The sequence below is a fragment of the Micromonospora sp. NPDC048040 genome (genome assembly GCF_055587185.1).
Genome location: NZ_JBVJGT010000005.1, coordinates 229,316 through 248,110, shown reverse-complemented (window position 1 = coordinate 248,110; position 18,795 = coordinate 229,316). Strand labels below are relative to the sequence as shown.

Annotated in this window: 17 protein-coding genes and 1 pseudogene; 6 read left to right on the top strand and 12 right to left on the bottom strand. The window is 73.2% G+C overall.

All coding sequences use genetic code 11. The annotated features are described in order from the left end of the window. The first annotated feature begins 49 nt into the window (after positions 1-49). Both ACZ6O2_RS09170 and ACZ6O2_RS09165 read left to right on the top strand, forming a co-directional pair. Complete coding sequence (locus ACZ6O2_RS09170; RefSeq protein ID WP_466022503.1) at positions 50-1,222, top strand: class I SAM-dependent methyltransferase; 1,173 nt, start codon at positions 50-52, stop codon at positions 1,220-1,222. Positions 1,223-1,439: 217 nt separating this feature from the next. Beyond that, entirely contained in the window at positions 1,440-1,856 is a 417-nt protein-coding gene (locus ACZ6O2_RS09165) for a helix-turn-helix domain-containing protein (protein ID WP_091627481.1), read from the top strand. Between the two features lie 144 nt (positions 1,857-2,000). On the opposite strand, the gene ACZ6O2_RS09160 is transcribed toward ACZ6O2_RS09165, so the two are convergent. The 3 genes and pseudogenes from ACZ6O2_RS09160 to ACZ6O2_RS09150 form a co-directional block, all read right to left on the bottom strand. Next, on the bottom strand, positions 2,001-2,987 hold the full coding sequence (locus ACZ6O2_RS09160; RefSeq protein ID WP_466022502.1) for a hypothetical protein: 987 nt from the start codon (positions 2,985-2,987) through the stop codon (positions 2,001-2,003). Between the two features lie 201 nt (positions 2,988-3,188). Then, positions 3,189-5,343: pseudogene (locus ACZ6O2_RS09155) on the bottom strand (DEAD/DEAH box helicase). Between the two features lie 56 nt (positions 5,344-5,399). After that, a complete protein-coding gene (locus tag ACZ6O2_RS09150; protein WP_466022501.1) occupies positions 5,400-7,226 on the bottom strand; it encodes a BTAD domain-containing putative transcriptional regulator in 1,827 nt (608 codons plus the stop codon). 143 nt (positions 7,227-7,369) lie between these two features. Between ACZ6O2_RS09150 and ACZ6O2_RS09145 the strand changes: the two genes are divergently transcribed. Continuing rightward, a complete protein-coding gene (locus ACZ6O2_RS09145) occupies positions 7,370-8,206 on the top strand; it encodes a hypothetical protein (RefSeq protein ID WP_466022500.1) in 837 nt (278 codons plus the stop codon). Between the two features lie 94 nt (positions 8,207-8,300). On the opposite strand, the gene ACZ6O2_RS09140 is transcribed toward ACZ6O2_RS09145, so the two are convergent. The 8 genes from ACZ6O2_RS09140 to ACZ6O2_RS09105 form a co-directional block, all read right to left on the bottom strand. Beyond that, positions 8,301-9,047 carry an SDR family NAD(P)-dependent oxidoreductase gene (locus ACZ6O2_RS09140; RefSeq protein ID WP_350707145.1) on the bottom strand — a complete coding sequence of 249 codons (747 nt, stop codon included), beginning with the start codon at positions 9,045-9,047 and terminating at the stop codon, positions 8,301-8,303. Between the two features lie 113 nt (positions 9,048-9,160). After that, positions 9,161-10,285, bottom strand: a complete 1,125-nt coding sequence (locus tag ACZ6O2_RS09135) for a branched-chain amino acid ABC transporter permease (RefSeq protein ID WP_350707143.1) — start codon at positions 10,283-10,285, stop codon at positions 9,161-9,163. Next, positions 10,282-11,172 carry a branched-chain amino acid ABC transporter permease gene (locus ACZ6O2_RS09130; RefSeq protein ID WP_350707141.1) on the bottom strand — a complete coding sequence of 297 codons (891 nt, stop codon included), beginning with the start codon at positions 11,170-11,172 and terminating at the stop codon, positions 10,282-10,284. Before ACZ6O2_RS09130 ends, ACZ6O2_RS09135 begins: the two co-directional genes overlap by 4 nt. After that, positions 11,172-11,903: an ABC transporter ATP-binding protein gene (locus ACZ6O2_RS09125; RefSeq protein ID WP_350684783.1), complete on the bottom strand. Its 732-nt coding sequence runs from the start codon at positions 11,901-11,903 to the stop codon at positions 11,172-11,174. The genes ACZ6O2_RS09130 and ACZ6O2_RS09125 overlap by 1 nt, the downstream gene beginning before the upstream one ends. Further along, positions 11,900-12,643: an ABC transporter ATP-binding protein gene (locus ACZ6O2_RS09120; protein ID WP_466022499.1), complete on the bottom strand. Its 744-nt coding sequence runs from the start codon at positions 12,641-12,643 to the stop codon at positions 11,900-11,902. Before ACZ6O2_RS09120 ends, ACZ6O2_RS09125 begins: the two co-directional genes overlap by 4 nt. Before the next feature lie 6 nt (positions 12,644-12,649). Further along, positions 12,650-13,849 (bottom strand): substrate-binding domain-containing protein, encoded by a 1,200-nt coding sequence (locus ACZ6O2_RS09115; RefSeq protein ID WP_350707137.1) that lies wholly within the window; start codon positions 13,847-13,849, stop codon positions 12,650-12,652. Positions 13,850-14,114: 265 nt separating this feature from the next. After that, the gene (locus ACZ6O2_RS09110; protein ID WP_466022498.1) at positions 14,115-14,369 is read right to left on the bottom strand and encodes a hypothetical protein; all 255 of its coding nucleotides are present in this window, start codon (positions 14,367-14,369) and stop codon (positions 14,115-14,117) included. After that, on the bottom strand, positions 14,366-14,668 hold the full coding sequence (locus ACZ6O2_RS09105) for a DivIVA domain-containing protein (protein WP_350707133.1): 303 nt from the start codon (positions 14,666-14,668) through the stop codon (positions 14,366-14,368). Before ACZ6O2_RS09105 ends, ACZ6O2_RS09110 begins: the two co-directional genes overlap by 4 nt. Before the next feature lie 286 nt (positions 14,669-14,954). Between ACZ6O2_RS09105 and ACZ6O2_RS09100 the strand changes: the two genes are divergently transcribed. Further along, a complete protein-coding gene (locus ACZ6O2_RS09100) occupies positions 14,955-15,185 on the top strand; it encodes a GntR family transcriptional regulator (protein ID WP_210776528.1) in 231 nt (76 codons plus the stop codon). Between the two features lie 341 nt (positions 15,186-15,526). On the opposite strand, the gene ACZ6O2_RS09095 is transcribed toward ACZ6O2_RS09100, so the two are convergent. Beyond that, positions 15,527-16,651, bottom strand: a complete 1,125-nt coding sequence (locus ACZ6O2_RS09095; RefSeq protein ID WP_466022497.1) for a glycerophosphodiester phosphodiesterase — start codon at positions 16,649-16,651, stop codon at positions 15,527-15,529. 140 nt (positions 16,652-16,791) lie between these two features. Here ACZ6O2_RS09095 and ACZ6O2_RS09090 point away from each other — a divergent pair, with 140 nt between their 5' ends. Further along, positions 16,792-18,126, top strand: coding sequence for a TrkH family potassium uptake protein (locus tag ACZ6O2_RS09090; RefSeq protein ID WP_466022496.1), 1,335 nt, complete (start codon positions 16,792-16,794; stop codon positions 18,124-18,126). A 25-nt stretch (positions 18,127-18,151) separates the two neighbouring features. Continuing rightward, a complete protein-coding gene (locus ACZ6O2_RS09085; RefSeq protein WP_350707193.1) occupies positions 18,152-18,784 on the top strand; it encodes a potassium channel family protein in 633 nt (210 codons plus the stop codon). Positions 18,785-18,795: the final 11 nt, after the last annotated feature.

The following is an 18,795-nucleotide window of genomic DNA, read 5'->3' as shown; positions in this document are numbered from 1 at the left end:
GGATCGGGCCGCCCGGCGGTGCGCCGCCGACGACGAGGAAGATGGAGCAATGCCCGAACCGCTGGATGCCGCCCTGACCGAGGTCCGGGCGCTGTTGCTCGACCCCACGCTGACGCGCGCGGTGGCCGCCGGACGTCGGCGCGGGCACCGCCCCTCGGTGGTCCGCGCCGAACTGCGGCCGGTCGCGCTGAAGGCCGGTCCCCGGCTGCAGATCTCCACCTCCGACGGCTCCCGGCCGTACACCCGCAACGTCGCCCCCGGCCAGGAGGCCGACGCGGCGGTGGACGCGCTGCTGGCCGAGCCGTTCGGCAACTGGCACGTGGAGACCGCCGACGCGACGCTGCAACTGCGGGTGACCAAGTCGGGCGAGGCGCAGGTGCACCGGGCCGCCGCGGCCCGGCCGGTCGCCGAGCCGGGCGGGCACGACCGGGCGAAGGAGTACCTGCTCGACCCGGGCGACCCGATCTTCGCGGAGATCGGGGGCTCGGCGGCCAAACGCCGGCAGGTCGACGCGTTCCTGCGGGCGCTGGCGGCGACCCTCCCCGACGACCTGACGGGGCCGCTGCGCGTCGTCGACCTGGGGTGCGGCAACGCGTACCTGACCTTCGCCGCGTACCGGTGGCTGGCGCGGCGGGGGCTCGACGTCGAGTTGGTCGGCGTGGACGTCCGGGAGGACCAGCGCCGCCGCAACACCGAGCTGGCCGAGCGGCTCGGCTGGGCCGAGCGGGTCAGCTTCGTGGCCGGCACGATCGCCGACGCCGTCGTGGAGCCCGCCCCCGACCTGGTGCTGGCACTGCACGCCTGCGACACCGCCACCGACGAGGCGCTGGCTCGGGCGGTGCGCTGGCGGGCCCGCTGGGTGCTCGCCGCACCGTGCTGCCACCACGACGTCGCCGCCCAGCTGCGTGCCAGGCCGGCGCCCGCGCCGTACGACCTGCTGACCCGGCAGGGCATCCTGCGCGAGCGCTTCGCGGACGTCCTCACCGACGCGCTGCGGGCCGGGCTGCTCCGGCTGCACGGCTACCGGGCCGAGGTGGTGGAGTTCGTCGACTCCCGGCACACCCCGCGCAACCTGCTCATCCGGGCCCGGCGCACCGGCACCGCCCCGACTGACGGCCAGCGGGCGGAGTACCAGGACCTGGTCGGCCAGTGGGACGTCACCCCACGGCTGGCGACGCTGCTCCCCGCAACCACCCCGGACGCCGGCGCGTCAGCGCGCTAGCGCGGTCGCCCTACGCCGGCCGCGGTGACCCGGCCGCTCGCAGCGTGGTTGTGAAGCGACAACCATCGCTCGGTCCTGGGTGATTCGCGTCATTGTTCCGGCGAAAAAGTCCCGCCCACAGGACGGTCTGGTCGGTCAGTCAATTGCATCCATACCTTTCCGTACTACCCTCGGAGGCGCACCGCCGGGTGCCGGTCGGGAGGGAAGACCCGCAGGGATGGGTTCGGTAGAGGTATCGCCGCAGATGGCCTTCGCACGCTTCGTGCGGCGCGCCATCGACGACGCCCGCGAGGAACGCGGGTGGACCGTGACGGACCTGGCGTCCCACACCGGCGTCGGTCGCTCCACCGTGTTCCGCTGGCTCGCCGGGGACTGGCAGGACTACCCCGAACTCGCCAAGGTGCGGGGTTTCTGCGCCGCGCTGGACCTGCCGGTCGCGGCCGCGTTCCGTGCGCTCGGCCTGCCCGACGCCGGCCCCGCGCCCCGTCGGCGCGTCGACGACGGCCCGGTCGAGGCGGACGTCCGGGTGATCCTGCAACGGCTGGCCGATCCGACCGTGCCGGCCGAGGAGAAGCACCACATCCGCGACCTGCTGCGCTACCTGGCCCGCCGCCCGATCCGGCGCGCCGGCTGAGCCGCCACCCGCACCACCGCACCACCGCCACCCGCAGCGCGGGCCGAGACACCACCCCGCAGCGCCGCCCGAGCCGCCACCACAGCGCCGGCGGCGATGACGGCTGCGGCCGGCGGCACGGCGATGGGGCCGGCCGCCGGAGGGTCAGGGCACGGTCAGGGTGAACTCGGCGGTCCGCACCACGCCGCCGACCTGGAAGTCGAGGTAGAGCCGGTACCGGCCCGGGCCGGGCGTGGTCACCCAGAACTTCACCGCCCCGTCGACCGCCTCCGGCTCCGGGTGGACGTGCAGGTAACCCAGGTCACCCTCGCGCAACGCGACCAGGTGGCCGTACGCGCCGAGGTAGCGCTCCAGCGTCGGGGTGCCGCCGGCGGCCGAGCCGAAGCGGAAGGTCAGCGGGACGGTCAGGCCCGCCTGCGGTGTGCCCTGGTAGCCGACGGTGAACCCGTCGACCGTGGCCGAGGTGGCCGGCGCCGGCAACGGCCGCGGCTGGTAGCCGCCGGGCGCGACCAGGTCGACCCCGAGCGTCACCGCCGTCTGCCGGCCGTCGTCGGCGAGCGCGGTGAAGTCGGCGTACGCGCGCCAGACGCCCGGCTGCGGCAGGGTCAGCGGCACCGACCACGTACCGTCGGCGGCCATGGTCGGGTGCAGGTGCTGGTAGCCGGTCAGGTCGCGGCGCACCACGATCAGGTGCATCGGCCTGTCGTGCACGACGGCGAACCGCGTCACCGGGCGGCGCTGCGCGTCGCGCACCCGGAAGCGCAGCTCGCCCGGCCGGCCGGCGGTGAACGACGACGCCACGGGGGCGAGCGTGTAGCCGGCCGAGGTGACCGAGAGGCCCGCCGCCTCCGCCGCCGCGCCCTGGTCGGCGCCGTGCTCGTGCGCGCCCGTCCCGGGCGCGTGGGTGTGGTCGGCCAGGGCGCTGTCCAGCCCCACCGACCCCGCCGGGCCACCGCCGTTGAGCCGGCCGAGACCGAAGCCGAGCAGCACCGCGAGCACCAGGCCGCCGACGACCAGCGCCAGCCGGAGCGTGCTCCGGTCCGGCACGGCCGACACCTGCTCCGGCCCGGCCGGGGACTGCTCCGGCCCGACCGGGGACTGGTCCGGCCCCGCCGAGGTCTGCGCACGCACCGTCGATCCCTGGTCCGGCACGGCCGACGCCTGGTCAGGCAACGCCGCCCTCCCGCTCACGCCCGGGCTGCTGATCGGTCATGTCGCTTACGCTACCCTCCGTCACGGTCGCGCCGCTCCGGCGGCGACGCGGCGTGGCGGCGGTCGCAATCCCGCCCGCCCGGGAACTTCCCGGCCGGGTCCGCGACGCGGACGCGCGGCTCAGCCGGCGACCGCCAGGGCAAGGGGCAGGACGTCGGGGGCGCCGGCCCGGCGCAGCTCCCGGGCGACCATCGTCATCGTCCAACCCGAGTCGACCAGGTCGTCGACGAGGAGCACCGGCCCGTCGAGGCCGGCGAGGGTGTCGGCCAGGTCCTCCGGCACGGTGAAGGAACCGTGCAGCGCGCGTACCCGCTGGGCGCTGTTGCCACGCGAAGCCCCGCCGCCGGCCGGGCCGGCCGCCGTCACCCGGCCGAGCATCGGCAGCCGGCCGACGGCGGCGATCCGCTCGGCGAGCGAGCCGACCAGCCGGGGCCTGCTGCGCGAGCCGACCGCGACCACGCCGACCGGGCGGCGCGGCCACGGGTCGTCCCCGTGCGCCCACGCCTTCAGCACCTCGACCACGGCGGCGGCCACGTCGTCGGGGACGGCGACGTCGGGCGCCTCCGGCGCCACCAGGTCGCGCAGCCGGCCGCCCCACCCCAGGTCGGACAGCCGCCCCACCGCGCGCCCCGGCAACGCCTGCTCCGCCGGGGCGATCCGCCCCTTGAGCGGTACGCCCACCGCCTCCAGCCCGGTCGGCCAGAGCTTCTTCGGCGCGACTTCCACGCCGGGGCGGCCGAGGAAGGTCTGCGCGGCGGCCAGCGCGACGTCGGACACCTCGGGCGTGAACAGCGGGCCGGCGCAGCGGTCGCACCGGCCGCAGTCGGTCGCCCCGGCGTCGTCCAGGCACTCGCGCAGGTAGCGCAGCCGGCAGTCGGGCGTGGTCGCGTACTCCCGCATGGCCTGCTGCTCGGCGGTGCGCGCCTGGGCGACGCGGCGCAACCGGGCCTCGTCGTAGGCCCAGGGCTCGCCGGTGGCGAGCCATCCGCCGCGCACCCGGCGGACCGCGCCGTCGACGTCGAGCACCTTGAGCATCAGCTCCAACCGGGCCCGACGCAGGTCGACGATCGGTTCGAGAGCCTGCGTGGAGAGCGGGCGGTCGGTGTGCAGGGCGGCCAGGACCGCGCGGACCTGCTCCTCCGGCGGGAAGGCCAGCGAGGCGAAGTAGCGCCAGATCGCGGCGTCCTCGACGCCGGGCAGCAGCAGCACCTCGGCGTGCGCGACGGCCCGGCCGGCGCGGCCGACCTGCTGGTAGTACGCGATGGGTGAGGCCGGCGCGCCGAAGTGCACCACGAAGCCCAGGTCGGGCTTGTCGAAGCCCATGCCCAGGGCGCTCGTCGCGACCAGCGCCTTGATCTTGTTGTCGAGCAGGTCCTGCTCGGCGGCGCGCCGGTCGGCGTCCTCGGCCTGGCCGGTGTAGGAGGCGACCGCGTAGCCCCGGGAGCGGAGGAACTCGGCGGTCTCCCCCGCCGCGGCGACGGTGAGCGTGTAGACGATGCCCGAGCCGGGCAGCCGGTCCAGGTGGTCGGCGAGCCAGGCCAGCCGGTGCGCCGGGGTCGGCAGGTCGAGCACGCCGAGGCGCAGCGACTCCCGGTCCAGGCTGCCGCGCAGCACGAGGGCGTCGCCCAGTTGCTCGGCGACGTCGGCGGTGACCCGGGCGTTGGCGGTGGCCGTGGTGGCGAGCACCGGGGTCCGCTCGGGCAGGTTGCCGAGGAACGTACGCAGCCGGCGGTAGTCCGGCCGGAAGTCGTGCCCCCAGTCGGAGACGCAGTGCGCCTCGTCGACCACCAGCAGGCCGGTGGTGGCGGCCAACTTCGGCAGCACCGTGTCCCGGAAGTCCGGGTTGTTGAGCCGCTCGGGGCTGATCAGCAGCACGTCGACGGCCCCGGCGTGGATCTCGGCGGTGATCTCGTCCCACTCGTCGAGGTTGGCCGAGTTGATCGTGCGGGCCCGGATGCCGGCGCGGGCCGCCGACTCGACCTGGTTGCGCATCAGCGCCAGCAGCGGCGAGACGATCACGGTCGGGCCGGTGCCGCCCCCGTCGCCCCGTCCGGCGGCGGCATCATGGTCGCGCCCCCGCAGCAGGGCGGTGGCCACGAAGTAGACGGCCGACTTGCCCCACCCGGTGCGCTGCACGCAGAGCACCCGGCGCCGGTCGACCACCAGCGCCTCGATCGCCCGCCACTGGTCCTCGCGGAGCCGGGCGTGCTCGCCGGCCAACCTGCCGCAGCACCGCCTCGGCCCGCTCCCGTACCGCCGTCCGATCCTGGCTCATCCGGCATTTCTACCAGCGCCGGACGACCGCGCCCCAGTTCACGCCGGAGGTTCCGGTCACGATCCGGCCGGTGGCGGTCGCTCCGGCGTGGGGGCCTGCGTCGGGGGCAGGAAGCACAGCAGCTCACGGAGCCGGTCGGTGACGGTCGGCGGCAGCAGGCAACGGCCGGCGAGTTCCTCCATCGAGGCGTACGGGCCGCGCAGCCAGCGGTCCACCGCGATCTGACGGCACTGGTCTGCGGTGAGCCCCGGCAGGCCGGCGAGCACCAGCTCGGGAACGGTGTTGACGTCGACCAGGCCACCGTCGTCGAACGTCCGGGGCAGGTCGGGCCGCCCGATGCGCAACTCGTTCCGGGCGGCCGGGTAGTGGTAGAGCAGGTAACGGGCGTGCTCACGGCGGATCCGCCGCTCCTCCTCGGCGCGGGCCCTGGCACTGCCCTGGCCCCCGGTGAGCGCCGCCCAGACCCCGCGGCTGAGCAGGACCACGTGTGCCGCCCCGACCGCCCAGGTGATCGCGGCCAGGCCGAGGAAGACCACCGCCTCCGGCCCGGGCACCTCGGCGTCCGGATTCTCCAGGTCGAGCATGGCCACCTCGACCGCGAGGACGACCAGGTAGCCGACGCCGACGAGTGCCAGGCGCCAACTGCGCCGCCAAGCGGCGTACGTCAGGATCACCAGCCAGGTGAGGCACCCGAACGAGAGCAGGACGAGCGCGGTACCGGCGATCGTGGCGGTCGCGCTCGCCCAGCGGGGCAACGGCGTCCTCGGGCGTTTGGCGTCGACCACGGGCGGCAGTGCGGCGGCCGGGGGCGGACCGTACGCCGGCTGGGGCACCGGGTCGGCGGGCGGTGAGCTGATGGGCGGCGGTACGGCCGGCGGCCCGGACGGGGCGAACGCCGAAGTGGATGGTGCCGGTGGCGGCGAGACCACGGCAGATCGTGCCGGTGGTGGCGACGCCGGGGCCGACGGGGCCGACGGAGGTGGGGACGCGGCGGGTGGCTCGACCGGCGGGGCCGCGGCGGCCGGCGCCGGCTCCGCCGGCGGAGCCAACTCGGCGGCAGCTGGCGGAGCAACCTCGGCGGCAGCCGGCGGCAGTGGCCCGGCAGTGGTCGGCATGAGCGCCGGGTCGGAACGAAGGATGCGCCGGTGCAGGTCCTGGAGCGCGTCGCCCGGCTCGATGCCGTACTCGTCGCGCAGCATCTCGGCGAACTCCCGATAGGCGGCCAGCGCTTCGGCCTGCCGTCCGCCGCGATACAACGCCAGCATCAACTGGTGCCTGAGCCGCTCCCGCACCGGGAACTCCGCGGTCAGGTCCACCAGCTCGCCGATCAGCTCCCGGTGCCGGCCCAGACGCAGCTCCAGGTCGGCCCAGCTTTCCAGCGCGGTGGCCCGCAGCTCGACCCAGCGTTGCCGGGCGGACTCGAAGTACGGGCCGGCGAAGCCGGTGAACGGCTCGCCGTGCCACAGCTCCAAGGTGGATTTCAGCTCGCTCACCGCCTCGGCGGCCCGGCCCTCCGCACGGAGCCGTTCGGCCCGGCGGATCCCCCGCTCGAAGCGCACAGCGTCGACCGCCTCCGGCCCGACACGAAGCTGGTAACCGGCGTCGGTCAGGGTGAGCACCTGGCCGGGGCTGCGCGGTGACCGCTCCGGCTCGATCACCCGGCGCAGCCCGGCGACGTACTTCTGCACCACGTTCGTGCCGTTCGCCGGCGGCTCGTCCGGCCAGACCGCGTCCACGATCTGCGCGGTGGTGACGGGACGGCCGGCGGCGAGCAGCAACACGGCCAGCACGGCGCGCTGCTTGCCCGGCCCGAGGTCGATCTCCCGCTCGCCGCACCAGGCCCGCTGGGGCCCGAGAACCTCGAAGCGCAGCGTCCCTGACATGCGAGTTTCCCGCTCCTGACACCCCCGCTGCGTGCGCCACGGCAGTGCACGGCAGTCGGACCGCAGCATATCGGCAGTGGTTCCGCCGCACCGGCCGGCAGCATCTGTCCCCGGCAGACGCCAGACTCGTGAAGGAAGAGACCATGATGACGAACGGAACCGGCCGCGCCGGCACCGTCCGACGGAACGCCGGCACCCTGGCCGCCGTCCTCACCGCGACCGCTCTGCTCGCCGGGTGCGGCGCGATCGGGACGGGTTCCGAGGCCGGAGGAAGCGCCTCGGGCCAGGCGAGCCCGACCGCCACGCCCAAGCAGGCGCTCCTCGCGGCGGTGCCGGACGGCACCGAGGGTGCGTTCCGGTTCACCGGCAAGGACGCCACCGCGGACCTGTCCGGCGTGGTGGACCCGGACGCGAAGGGCATCGACCTCACCGCCGCGGTGAAGGACCCGGAGCACGGCTTCACCACCCGGATGTCGTTCCTGGTGGTCCAGGAGCGGACCTGGATGAAGGTGAAGTTCACCGGCACCGAGGGGCTCACCGGGCTGCCGAAACTGCCGAACCGCTGGATGGAGCTGGACCGGGCCCGGCTGACCGATCCGGAGAGCACCCCGACGTACGAGGGGCCGGACGTCGGCAACGCCGGGCCGATCATCGAGGCCGCCACCACGGTCGAGGAGAAGAGCAACCGGACGTACGCCGGGATCGTCGACCTGACCGGCGGTTCGGCTGCCGAGGCGGTCGGCGAGAAGGAGGTCGCGGCCCTCGGCGACGCCGCCCGGCAGGTGCCCTTCACCGCCGTCGTCGGCGCCGACGGCAACCTCGCCTCGCTCACCCTGGACGTGCCGGCCGCCGGCAAGGCGAAGGCCTGGACGTACGTGGTGAAGTACCTCGACTACGGCGCGGCGCCGAAGCTCGTCGCGCCGAGCGGCGACGCCGCGCAGCAGGCGCCGAAGTTGGCGTACGAGATGCTCAACGGCTGATCGACGCAGGCGACCGGGTGTCGCGGCCGCACGGGGGGCCGCGGCACCCGGTCGCTCCGTGCTCCGCTGGATATCCCGGCCCGTCGCGCAGCTGTCAGCGCCCGAGGACGGAGCCGCCGTTGACGCCGAGTACCTGGCCGGTGACGTAGCCGGCGGCCGGGCCGGCCAGGTAACGGACGGCCTCGGCGATGTCGTCCGGTACGCCGGCCCGCCCGACCAGCGTCGCCGCCACCCGCTTCGCGTGCCCCTCCGGAGTCATCCGGTCGCCGAAGAACTCCGTCTCCGCCACGTAGCCGGGGCTCACCACGTTGACCGTGATCTGTTCCGGGCCGAGCTGCCCGGCCAGGTCGTACGCCCAGCCGTGCAGCGCCGCCTTCGCCGCCGAGTACGCCCCGCCTCCGCCCCGCTGGGCGGCGATCGAGCTGACCAGGATGACCCGGCCGCCCGGTCGGCGCAGGGCCGGCCGCAGCGCCTCGGTGAGCAGCACGGCAGTGAGCACGTTGGCGTCCAGATTGGTCCGCCAGTGCGCGGCGGTGCCGGCGAGCGTGCTCACGTCCCCGCCCAGGTAGCCCCCGGCGTTGTTGACCACCACGTCGACCGGCCGCCCGGCGACCGCCTCGACCACCCCGCCGAGCTGCTCCGGATCGGTCAGGTCGGCGCTGACCGCCTGCGCAGCCCCGGGACGACCGCACTCGGCGTTCACCCGCTCGGCCGTGGCGAGCAGCACGTCCGCCCGCCGCCCCACGATCAGGACGTCGCACCCGTCCCCCGCGAGCGCCCGCGCGACGGCCGCCCCGATCCCGGTCCCGCCACCACTCACCACCGCCAACCGCTCACCCATCCCGCACCGCTCCTCCCACGACCGAGACCCCGTCGATCATGAGGTTATTGCCACCGCCAACGGCGTTTCGCGGCAACTTCATGATCAACGGGGTCTGTCTGGGGGGTGGGGGGTTAGGGGCGAGGGGGGCGGCGGAGCGTGTGGCGTAGGAGTGCCACGCGGGGGGCGAGGCTGGCCAGGCCGCCGGGGAAGAAGTAGACGGCCAGGATGAAGACCGTGCCGAGCACGAACAGCGGCTGCGACAGCGGGCGGCTCAGGAACCCGGGCAGCGCCTCCACCGCGTCGGAGGTGCCGAACGCGACCAGGCGGTGGTCCAGGTACATGTAGAGGATGCCGCCGATCACCGGGCCCCACCGGGTGCCCGGCCCGCCGAGCACCACCATGACCAGCAGCGCCAGGGTCCACTCGGAGGAGGTGATGTGCGGCGAGGCGCCGCCGACGATCAGGACGTAGACCACGCCGCCGGCCGCCGCCAGCCCACCCGCCAGGGTGAACGCCACCAGCTTGAACCGGTACGGGTCGAGCCCGAGCACCCCGATGCGCCGCTCGTCGTCGCGCAGGCCGGCGAGCACCCGCCCCGTCGGCGAGCCGGAGACCCGGTGCACCACGAAGACCACCACGACCAGGTACGCCAGCGCCAGCCAGTAGAGGTTGACCGTGTTGGTGACCCCGACCAGCCCCTGCGGCAGCCCGGAGACGTCCAGCGGCAGGCCCTCCTCGCCACCGGTCAGCCCGCCGAAGTCGCGGGCCACCAGGATCGCGCCGACCTGGGCGAAGGCCAGCGTCACCATGGCGAACGCGATGCCGACGGTGCGCAGCGCCACCGCGCCGAGGAGCGCGGCGAGGATCGACCCGCCGGTGATCGCCAGCAGCGCCGCCTGCCACAGCGGCAGCCCCGCCTTGGTGATCAGGATGTCGGTGCCGTAGACGCCGGCGGCGAAGTAGAGGGCGTGCCCGAAGGACAGCATCCCGGTGCGGCCGAAGAGCAGGTCGTACCCGGCGGCCAGGCCGCCGAAGACCAGGCAGACGGCGAGCAGTTGCAGGGTGCCCGGGGAGTTGAGCGCCCCCTCGAAGATGCCCGGCAGGTGCAGCGTGGAGTACGGCAGGATCAGCGCGACGACCAGCGCGACCAGCGGCAGGAACGGGCGCAGCCCGTGCCAGCGTCCCCGGCGCGGGCCCAGCTCGCCGGGCACCGCCGCGGGCGGAGCCGGGACCTCGGGGCTCTTGACCTCGGTCATGCCGTTGCCACCTTTCCGGCGATGCCCTGCGGGCGCAGCAGCAGCACCACGGCCAGCAGCGCGACCACGCAGATGTCGCCCAGCCCGGAGGTGCCGTAGTAGTTGACGAACTGTTGCGTCAGCCCGACGGCGACGGCCGCGTACGCGGAGCCGACCACCGAGCCCATCCCGCCGATGACCACCACGATGAACGCGAAGATCAGCAGCGAGCTGCCCTGGCCGGGCGAGACGGTGCCGAAGTAGACGCCGCCGAGCGCGCCGGCCAGCGCCGCCGCCGCCCCGCCGATGGCGAAGACGAGGGTGAACGCCTTGCGCACGTCGATGCCGAGCGCGGTGACCATCTCCCGGTTCTCGACGCCGGCCCGGATGATGAGGCCGTAGCGGGTCCAGCGGAGGAAGGCGAGGATCGCGCCGAGCACCAGCACCGCGGCGATGATCAGCAGCAGGCCGCCGTTGGGCACGTTCGCGCCGAGGATCGAGGTGACCTGCCGGGTCCACTCGGGGCGCGGGAAAGGCCGGGCGTCCGCGCCCCAGGTGGCCTGGAGCAGGGCCACGCCGGCCAGCGAGAGGCCGACGGTGACCAGCACCTGCTCGATGGTCCGGGAGTAGAGCGGCCGGATCAGCACCAGCTCGACCAGCATCGCCACCAGCGTGCCGGCGGCCACCCCGAAGGCGACGGCGACCACGAAGCCGAAGCCGTCCGAGCCGGCGCCGGGCAGGTTGTGCGCCGCCCACCAGGTCCCGTACGCGCCGACGCCGAGGAAGACGCCGTGCGCGAAGTTGAGCACGTCGGCGAGGCCGAAGACCAGGGAGAGCCCGCTGGCGACCAGGAAGTAGAGCGCCGCCAGGCCGAGCCCGGTCAGCGCCAACAGGATGACGGTGTCCATCAGTGGTGCACCTCCGCCGAGCCCACGCCCAGCAACGACTTGGTCAGGGCGGTCTCCAGCAGCAGTTCCTGGGCGTCGCCGGTCCAGGCCACCTGCCCGGCGGCCAGCACGACCGCGTCCCGGGCGAGCCGCCGGACCACCGCCAGGTTCTGCTCGACCAGCAGCACCGGCACGGATTCGGCGACCCGTTCCAGCACCTCGGCCACCTCCGTCACCACCTTCGGCGCCAGGCCCTTGGTCGGCTCGTCGATCAGCAGCAGCCGGTTGTCGTTGAGCAGCACGCGGCCGATCGCGAGCATCTGCTGCTGCCCGCCGGAGAGCGAGCCGGCCCGTTGCCGTCCGCGCCGGTCCAGCTCCGGGAAGAGGGCGTAGACCTTGTCGTACGCCGGGGTGGTGCCCCGGCGTTCGGCAAGCCGCAGGTTCTCCGTGACGGTGAGCCCGGCGAACACGCAGCGGTCCTCCGGCACGTAGCCGAGCCCGCCGCGGATCAGCCGGTGGGTCGGCCGGGCCAGCAGGCTCTGCGCGCCCATCCGGATCGCGCCCCGGACCTCGCCGCCACGCGGCGTGAGGCCGACGATCGCGCGCAGCGTGGTCGTCTTGCCGACGCCGTTGCGCCCGAGCAGGACGGTGACGCCGGTCGGGGCGACCGTGAAGGACACCCCCTGGAGGATGTGCAGCCCGGCGATCCGGACCGACAGGTTCTCCACGCTGAGAATCGGTTCACTACTCATAGCGACTCCCCCAGGTAGGCCTCTTGCACGGTGGGGTTGGCCATCACCGTCTCCGGGGTGTCGCAGGCGAGCAGCGCGCCGTGGTGCATCACGGCGATCCGGTCGGCCAGCTCCAGGATGACGTCCATGTGGTGCTCGACCATGAGCACCGACCGGCCGCTGTCGCCGGTCAGCGAGCGGATCACCGAGACAAGTTCGGGCACGTCCTCGGCGCTGACGCCGGCCATCGGCTCGTCGAGCAGCATGACGCGGGGCTCCCCGGCGAGCAGCAGGGCGATCTCCAGCTTCCGCTTCTCGCCGTGGGCGAGGGTGCCGGCGAGGGCCTCGCCCCGGTGGGCGAGGCCGACCCGGTCGAGCGCCGCGTCGGCTGTGGCGGCGACCTCACGGTCGGCCGCCGCCCGCCGCCACAGCTTCATCGAGCCCCCGCGGTGCGCCTGCACGGCGAGCCGGACGTTCTCCCGCACGCTGAGCGAACCGAAGACCGAGGATGCCTGGAAGGTACGGCCGAGCCCGAGGCGGGCCCGCCGGTGCGGCGGGAGGGAGCCGATGTCCTCCCCGTCGAGGGTGATCCGACCTTCCGTGGCCCGGCGTACGCCGGTGATCAGGTTGAACAGTGAGGTCTTGCCGGCGCCGTTCGGCCCGATGACGCCAAGGAACTCCCCGGGCGCCAGGTCGAGGTAGACGCTGTCGACGATGGCGACCTCACCGATCCGCCAGGTCAGACCGCGGGTGGCGAGCATCTGTTGTCAGCCCTTCATCGCCACGGCCGGCGGCGCGGTCTCGTCCCCGGTCAGCGCCTTCTGGGCGGTGGCCGTGAACGTGGTGCCGCTGCCGGTCAGCTTGGCCTGGAACATCGGCTGGAGCAGCGCGTGATCCTCGGCGCGGATGCTCATCTTGCCCTTGACCCCGTCGAAGCTCCAGCCCTCCAGGGCCTTGACCATCTTCTCGACGTCGTCGCCACCCTCCTCGACGGCGCGCACGACCATCTGCGCGGCGGCGAAGCCGTCCGGGTGGAACAGGTCGACGGTGCCGACCTTGGCCTTCAGCGCCTTGGCGGCCTCGTTGTCGGAGGCCCCGTCGAAGTAGTGCGACAGGAAGGAGATCTTGCTGCCGGCGGCGCCGAAGGTCGGCCACGAGGCGCGGATGTCCAGGCCGGTGACGACCGTGGTGGAGGAGAGCACGCCCTGCTGGTCGAGGGTCTGCCACATGGCCGGGGCGGTGGTGCCGGCCCAGGCGACGAAGAGCAGGTCCGGCTTGGCGGACTTGATCTGGCTGGCGAACGGGGTGAACTCGGTGGCGCTGGCCGGGGCCCGGACGCTGCTGACGGTCGCGCCCGCGCCGCCGATGACGGTCTTGACGGCGGCCTCGTTGGCGTCGCCGAAGGCGCCGTCCTGGGCGAAGACCACGACCTTCTTGCCGGCCGGGTCGCCGATGAACGACTTGGCGGTCACCACGTCCTGGTACGACTGCCGCCCGGAGCGGAACGTGTACTTGTTGGCGCCGGTCACCGCGTCGGTGGCGGCCGGCCCGGAGATGAAGAGGACCTTGTTCTGCGCGGCGATCGGGGCGACCTGGAGCGCCACGCCGGACGCCGTCGAGCCCGCGATGATCTTGTTGCCCTTACCGATCAGGTCCTTGGCCGCGGAGACCGCCTTCGCCGGGTCACCGGCGTCGTCGACCTCGGTGATCTCGATCGTCCGGTCGCCGACCTTGTTGGTGCCCTTGGTCGCGTAGTCGAGACCGGCCTTGAACCCCTCGATGTACTGCTTGCCGTAGCTGGCGAGGGCTCCCGACTGGGAGTACACCAGGCCAACCTTCACCGGGGCGGCGCTGTCACCGCCGCCGGAGGCGGTTTCCTGCGGGCTGCCACAGGCCGTGGCGGCGAGCGCCGCGGCCATCATGGTGGCGGCGGAGAGGAACACCCGCCGCGTCGTCCGGACCGTCATTGCGACTCCACGTGAGGACTCGGAGGTAGGGAACTACATGTGACGGCTCACGCTAGAAGTGACGTCACGCACGGGCTATGTGGCCGAAACACACAAGTAACAGGGGTGGGGTGGCCGAGAGTTACAACGGTCTCGACTCGGCATTGACGGCGCGCGTCCGCGATGGGTCTCCGGGCCATCGATGGAAACGCTCCTGTGTCGCCCCGCGCCACCGATACCCACCGAATGCCGTATTCCTCCCGCGCCCCGCCGGCCGGGACACCCGTCACGGCCGCTCCGGCGGAATGCAGGGGCCGTCGTGGTCGGCCGCCCGTCCGCAGCGGCGACTGCCGTCGAGCAGGCTGTCGCAGAAGACCCGATGGCGTACGAACTGGGCGTCCTCCGCGGAGACGGTGGTCTCGCCACGGTCTACGTCCGGGAGGAATCCCAGCGCCCGGGTGATCGCCCGGGCGAACCGCTTCGCGGCGGACAGGTCGGTGGCGAGCACCGGCAGGTGCACCACGAACCGCTCCCGGCTCACCGCCGCCCGCCCGGCGCGAACCGGGACTGCCAACTGCGCAGCGCCCGCTTGATCCGCGCGTTCTCCTCGGCGGTGAGGACGAGGTCCCGACGGGTGGCGGCCAGTTCGGCAGCCACCCGGTGCAGGAACGCGTGCACCTCGACCGGGTCGAGCCCCCGCCGCACCGAGCGGAACCGGCGGTCGCGGATCTGCCCGGCGGTGAGCGGGCGGCAGGAGTCCGACCGGTACCAGCCGCCGTTCGGCGGCCGGGTCACCCGCCTGCGCCGGGCCGGTCGGAACAGGTTCAGCACCTTGCGCATGACCACCGTCCTCGCGTCGCGTCCGCTGGAAGGCGGCCCGGTCCGCAGGTAGGGGATGCGGACCGGGCCGCCGGCCCCGCGACCGCAGCCCTCGTCGGCGGTACGACCCCGGAGCCCTCTCGAGGTCCGAACCCGGAGGCTTGCCGAACCAACCGGAGCCGGACAGGGAGAAGCTACCCCAAATGTTTGTGTAGGTCGACCCCCCGGTGTCGCGACACGACAGCTTGTTGCAGTTACTGGTGTAGGCCGGCATGATCGGAGACGCCGAACCAACCGGAGTCTCTCCATGCCCACAGCAGAAGCCCCATATCGTCAGATCGCCAACGACATCACCGCGAAGATCAAGAGCGGCGAACTCAAGCCGGGCGACAAGTTGCCGTCGACCCGAGAGTTGGCGGAGGCCTACCAGGTCCACATGAACACCGCCTCGCGAGCCCTCTCGCTGCTGCACGACCGCGAGCTGATCACCGGCCAGCCCGGCCGGGGCACCTACGTGGCCGAGCGCCCCACCACGTAACCACCCGGCTCGCCGGATCAGCGCCTGCGAGATCTTGGTACGAAAGTGTCCCTGGAGGGGCCGTTTCGTACCAAGATCTCGGGCGTTCGCCGCCCCACCCCGCGAATCACGGGTCGGGGTGGCGGCGGGCATGGGGCCGGGGGCGCCCTCATAGATGGGGCAGCTCGACAGCGTCGCGCAGCCACCCCCGGGCACACCTCAATCGTCTGCGACATCAGCTCGACAGGCACCGGGCACGGACGGCCCACGCGAGCACCTTGAGCACCACGGGCACCCCGACAACGACGCCGGCCCGGCACCCGGGGAGGGGCGACGGGCCGGCGATGGGGCGGCGGGATCGGTCAGCGTCGGGCGAGACCCTCGCGGGCGGCGACGGCGGTGTCCGGGTGGTCGCTGAAGATGCCGTCCAGGCCGAGGCCGAGGAACAGCTCGTACTCGGCCTTGATGTCGCCGTGCGCGTTCGGGTCGGTGCCGATCCGGAAGTCGGCCGGCAGGAACTGGTTCTCCGCCCGGAACGTCCAGGCGTGCACGACCAGCCGCTCCCGGTGCGCGTCCCGGACCAGGGTGGTCGGGGCGAGCAGCTTGCCGGTGGCGTCGCGCGGGACGATCAGGTTCTTCTGCGCGCCGACACCGTCGGCGTAGCTAGCGATCCACTTCAGGCCGGCCGGCTTCGCCAGGTCCTGGTAGGTGCGGGCGTCGCCGGCGACGGTGAAGTCGTACGGGCGGCCGGTGGCGTCGAGGAGCTGGGCGAGCTTGACGTCGATCATCCGGTCCAGCTTGCGCAGGTTGGCCGTCTCGAACGACTGGATGATCACCGGCGAGTTCCGGTGGGTCAGCTTGTTGCGCCGCAGCACCTCGACCAGCGACTCCTCCAGCGGCAGCCCGATGGCCGCGAAGTAGGTGGGGTGCTTCGTCTCCGGGTAGACGCCGATCGTGCGCCCCCGCGCCCGCCCTTCGGCGCGGGCCAGGTCGATGACCTCCTGGAGGGTGGGCACGTCGAACCACCCGTCGAACGCGGTGTTGCCGACGCGCACCTGCGGCAGCCGTTCCTTGGCCCGCAGCGTCTTCAGCTCGGCCAGGGTGAAGTCCTCGGTGAACCAACCGGTGACCGCGACGCCGTCGATGGTCTTCGTGGCCTTGCGGGCGGCGAACTCGGGGCGGGCGGCCACGTCGGTCGTACCGCTGATCTCGTTCTCGTGCCGGGCGACCAGCGCGCCGTCGCGGGTCGCGACCAGGTCGGGCTCGATGTAGTCCGCGCCCTGCCGGATCGCCAGCCGGTAGGCCTCCAGCGTGTGCTCCGGCCGGTAGCCGCTGGCGCCGCGGTGGGCGATGACGAGGGGCCGGTCGGTCGCCCGGGCCCGCTCGGCGGCGGGCGCCGGGGCGGCCGACGCGGCCACGGTCGGCACGGCCACAACGGCCGCGAGCAGGGCCCCGGCCACTCCGAGGGCGGAAAGGGTACGTCGCAACGCCGTCTCCTGTCGTCGAGGGATCCGCCTCAGCAGACCTGTCCGGATTGACGGCGAGTTGGTCGGCGGCTGACGGGCGGATGAACCCTGGGCATTCCGGTTTCGACACCCGGATCGCGATGGAAAAGGAAGATTGTCTGGTGCGCCGGCTTCTTCGTCACCCCGTACGGATCGTGCCGTTCGGTTTCCTGGTGGCGATCCTGCTCGGCACCGGGCTGCTGATGCTGCCCTGGGCCACCAGCGAGCACAGCTACACCCCGTTCCTGACCGCCCTGTTCACCGCGACCTCGGCGGTCTCGGTGACCGGCATGGCGGTCGTGGACACCCCGAACTACTGGAACGAGTTCGGGCTCGTGATGATCACCGTGCTCACCCAGGTCGGCGGCCTCGGCATCGTCACCGGGGCGACGCTGGTGATCCTGGTGGTGGCCCGGCGGCTGGGGCTGCGCAGCCGGTTGCTGGTGCAGGCCGAGACCGCCGAGTTCGGCATCGGCGACGTACGCCGGCTGCTGCTGCGCATCGCCGGCCTCGCCCTGGTCTGCGAGTCGGTGATCACCGCGATCCTGACGGCCCGGCTCTGGATCACCTACGACTACCCGTTCACCCGGGCCCTCTGGATCGGCGTCTTCCACGCCGTCCAGGCCTTCAACAACGGCGGGTTCGCCCTCTACACCGACAACCTCATCGGCTTCTCCTCCGACGCCTGGGTCACCCTGCCGCTGGCCATCGGCACCATCGTCGGCGGGCTCGGCTTCCCGGCGTTGTTCGAGGCGACCCGGGAGTGGCGGCAGCCGCGTCGCTGGGCCGTCGCCACCAAACTCACCGTCTGGGGCAGCCTGACGCTGCTGGTGGTGGGCTTCCTGTGCCTGCTGGTCATCGAGTGGGCCAACCCGCGCACGCTGGGCATCTACGCCTGGCCGGACAAGCTCCTCGTGGCGTTCACCCAGAACGCGTTCATCCGCACCGGCGGCTTCAACGTCGTCGACGTCGAGGGCCTGGAGGACGAGACCTATCCGCTGATCATCGCGCTGATGTTCATCGGCGGCGGCAGCGCCAGCACCGCCGGCGGGATCAAGGTGACGACCTTCTTCCTGCTCGCCTTCGTCATCTGGGCCGAGCTGCGCGGCGAGCCGGACGTGACGGTCGGGAACCGCCGGGTGGCCACCGCCAGCCAACGCCAGGCGATCACCGTCGCGCTGCTCAGCGTCGCGTTGGTGGCCGTCGGCACGGTGCTGCTGGTCTTTCTCACCGAGGGAGTCCGCTACTACCAGGCGCTGTTCGAGGTGACCTCGTCGTTCACCACCACCGGCCTCAGCGTCGGGGTCGCCTCCGCGCTGCCGGAGAGCGGCCAGCTCGCCCTGATCGTCCTCATGTTCGTCGGCCGGGTCGGGCCGCTGACCCTCGGGTCGGCGATCGCCCTGAACACCCGCCGGCGGTTGTACCGCTACCCGGAGGAGCAACCCATTGTCGGATAGAACCACGAACGAAGGCGGCGTCCTGGTGATCGGGCTGGGCCGGTTCGGCTACCACCTGGCCGGCGCGCTGACCGCGCTCGACCACGACGTGCTGGCCATCGACCGCAACCCGGACCAGGTGCAGCGATGGTCGGCCCAACTCGACCGCGTCGTGCAGGCCGATGCCACCGAGGAGGGGGCGCTGCGGCAGCTCGGCGTGGCGGAGTTCGGCCGGGCGGTGGTCGCGATCGGCGCCTCGGTGGAGGCGAGCGTGCTGAGTGTGCTGGCGCTGACGGAGCTGGGCGTGCCGCAGATCTGGGCCCGCGCTACCTCGGAGAAGCACGCGAAGATCCTCGGCTCGGTCGGCGCGCACCACGTGATCTTTCCCGAGGCGGAGACCGGCGAACGGGTGGCCCACCTGATCGTCACCAGGATGCTCGACTTCATCGAGTTCGGCGACGACTTCGCCATCGCCAAGGTGTGCGTTCCGGAGGCGATGGTCGGCCGGCCGCTGACGGACCTGGTGCCCACCGAGCGCTACGGGGTGCGGGTGGTCGGCGTGAAGCTGCCCGGCGAACGCTTCCGGTACGCCACCGACGAGACCGTCATCTCCCCGGGCAGCATGCTGATCATCGAGGGGAACATCGCGCAGGTGCAGAGCTTCGCGGCGCTGAGCTGACCGGCGGGCTC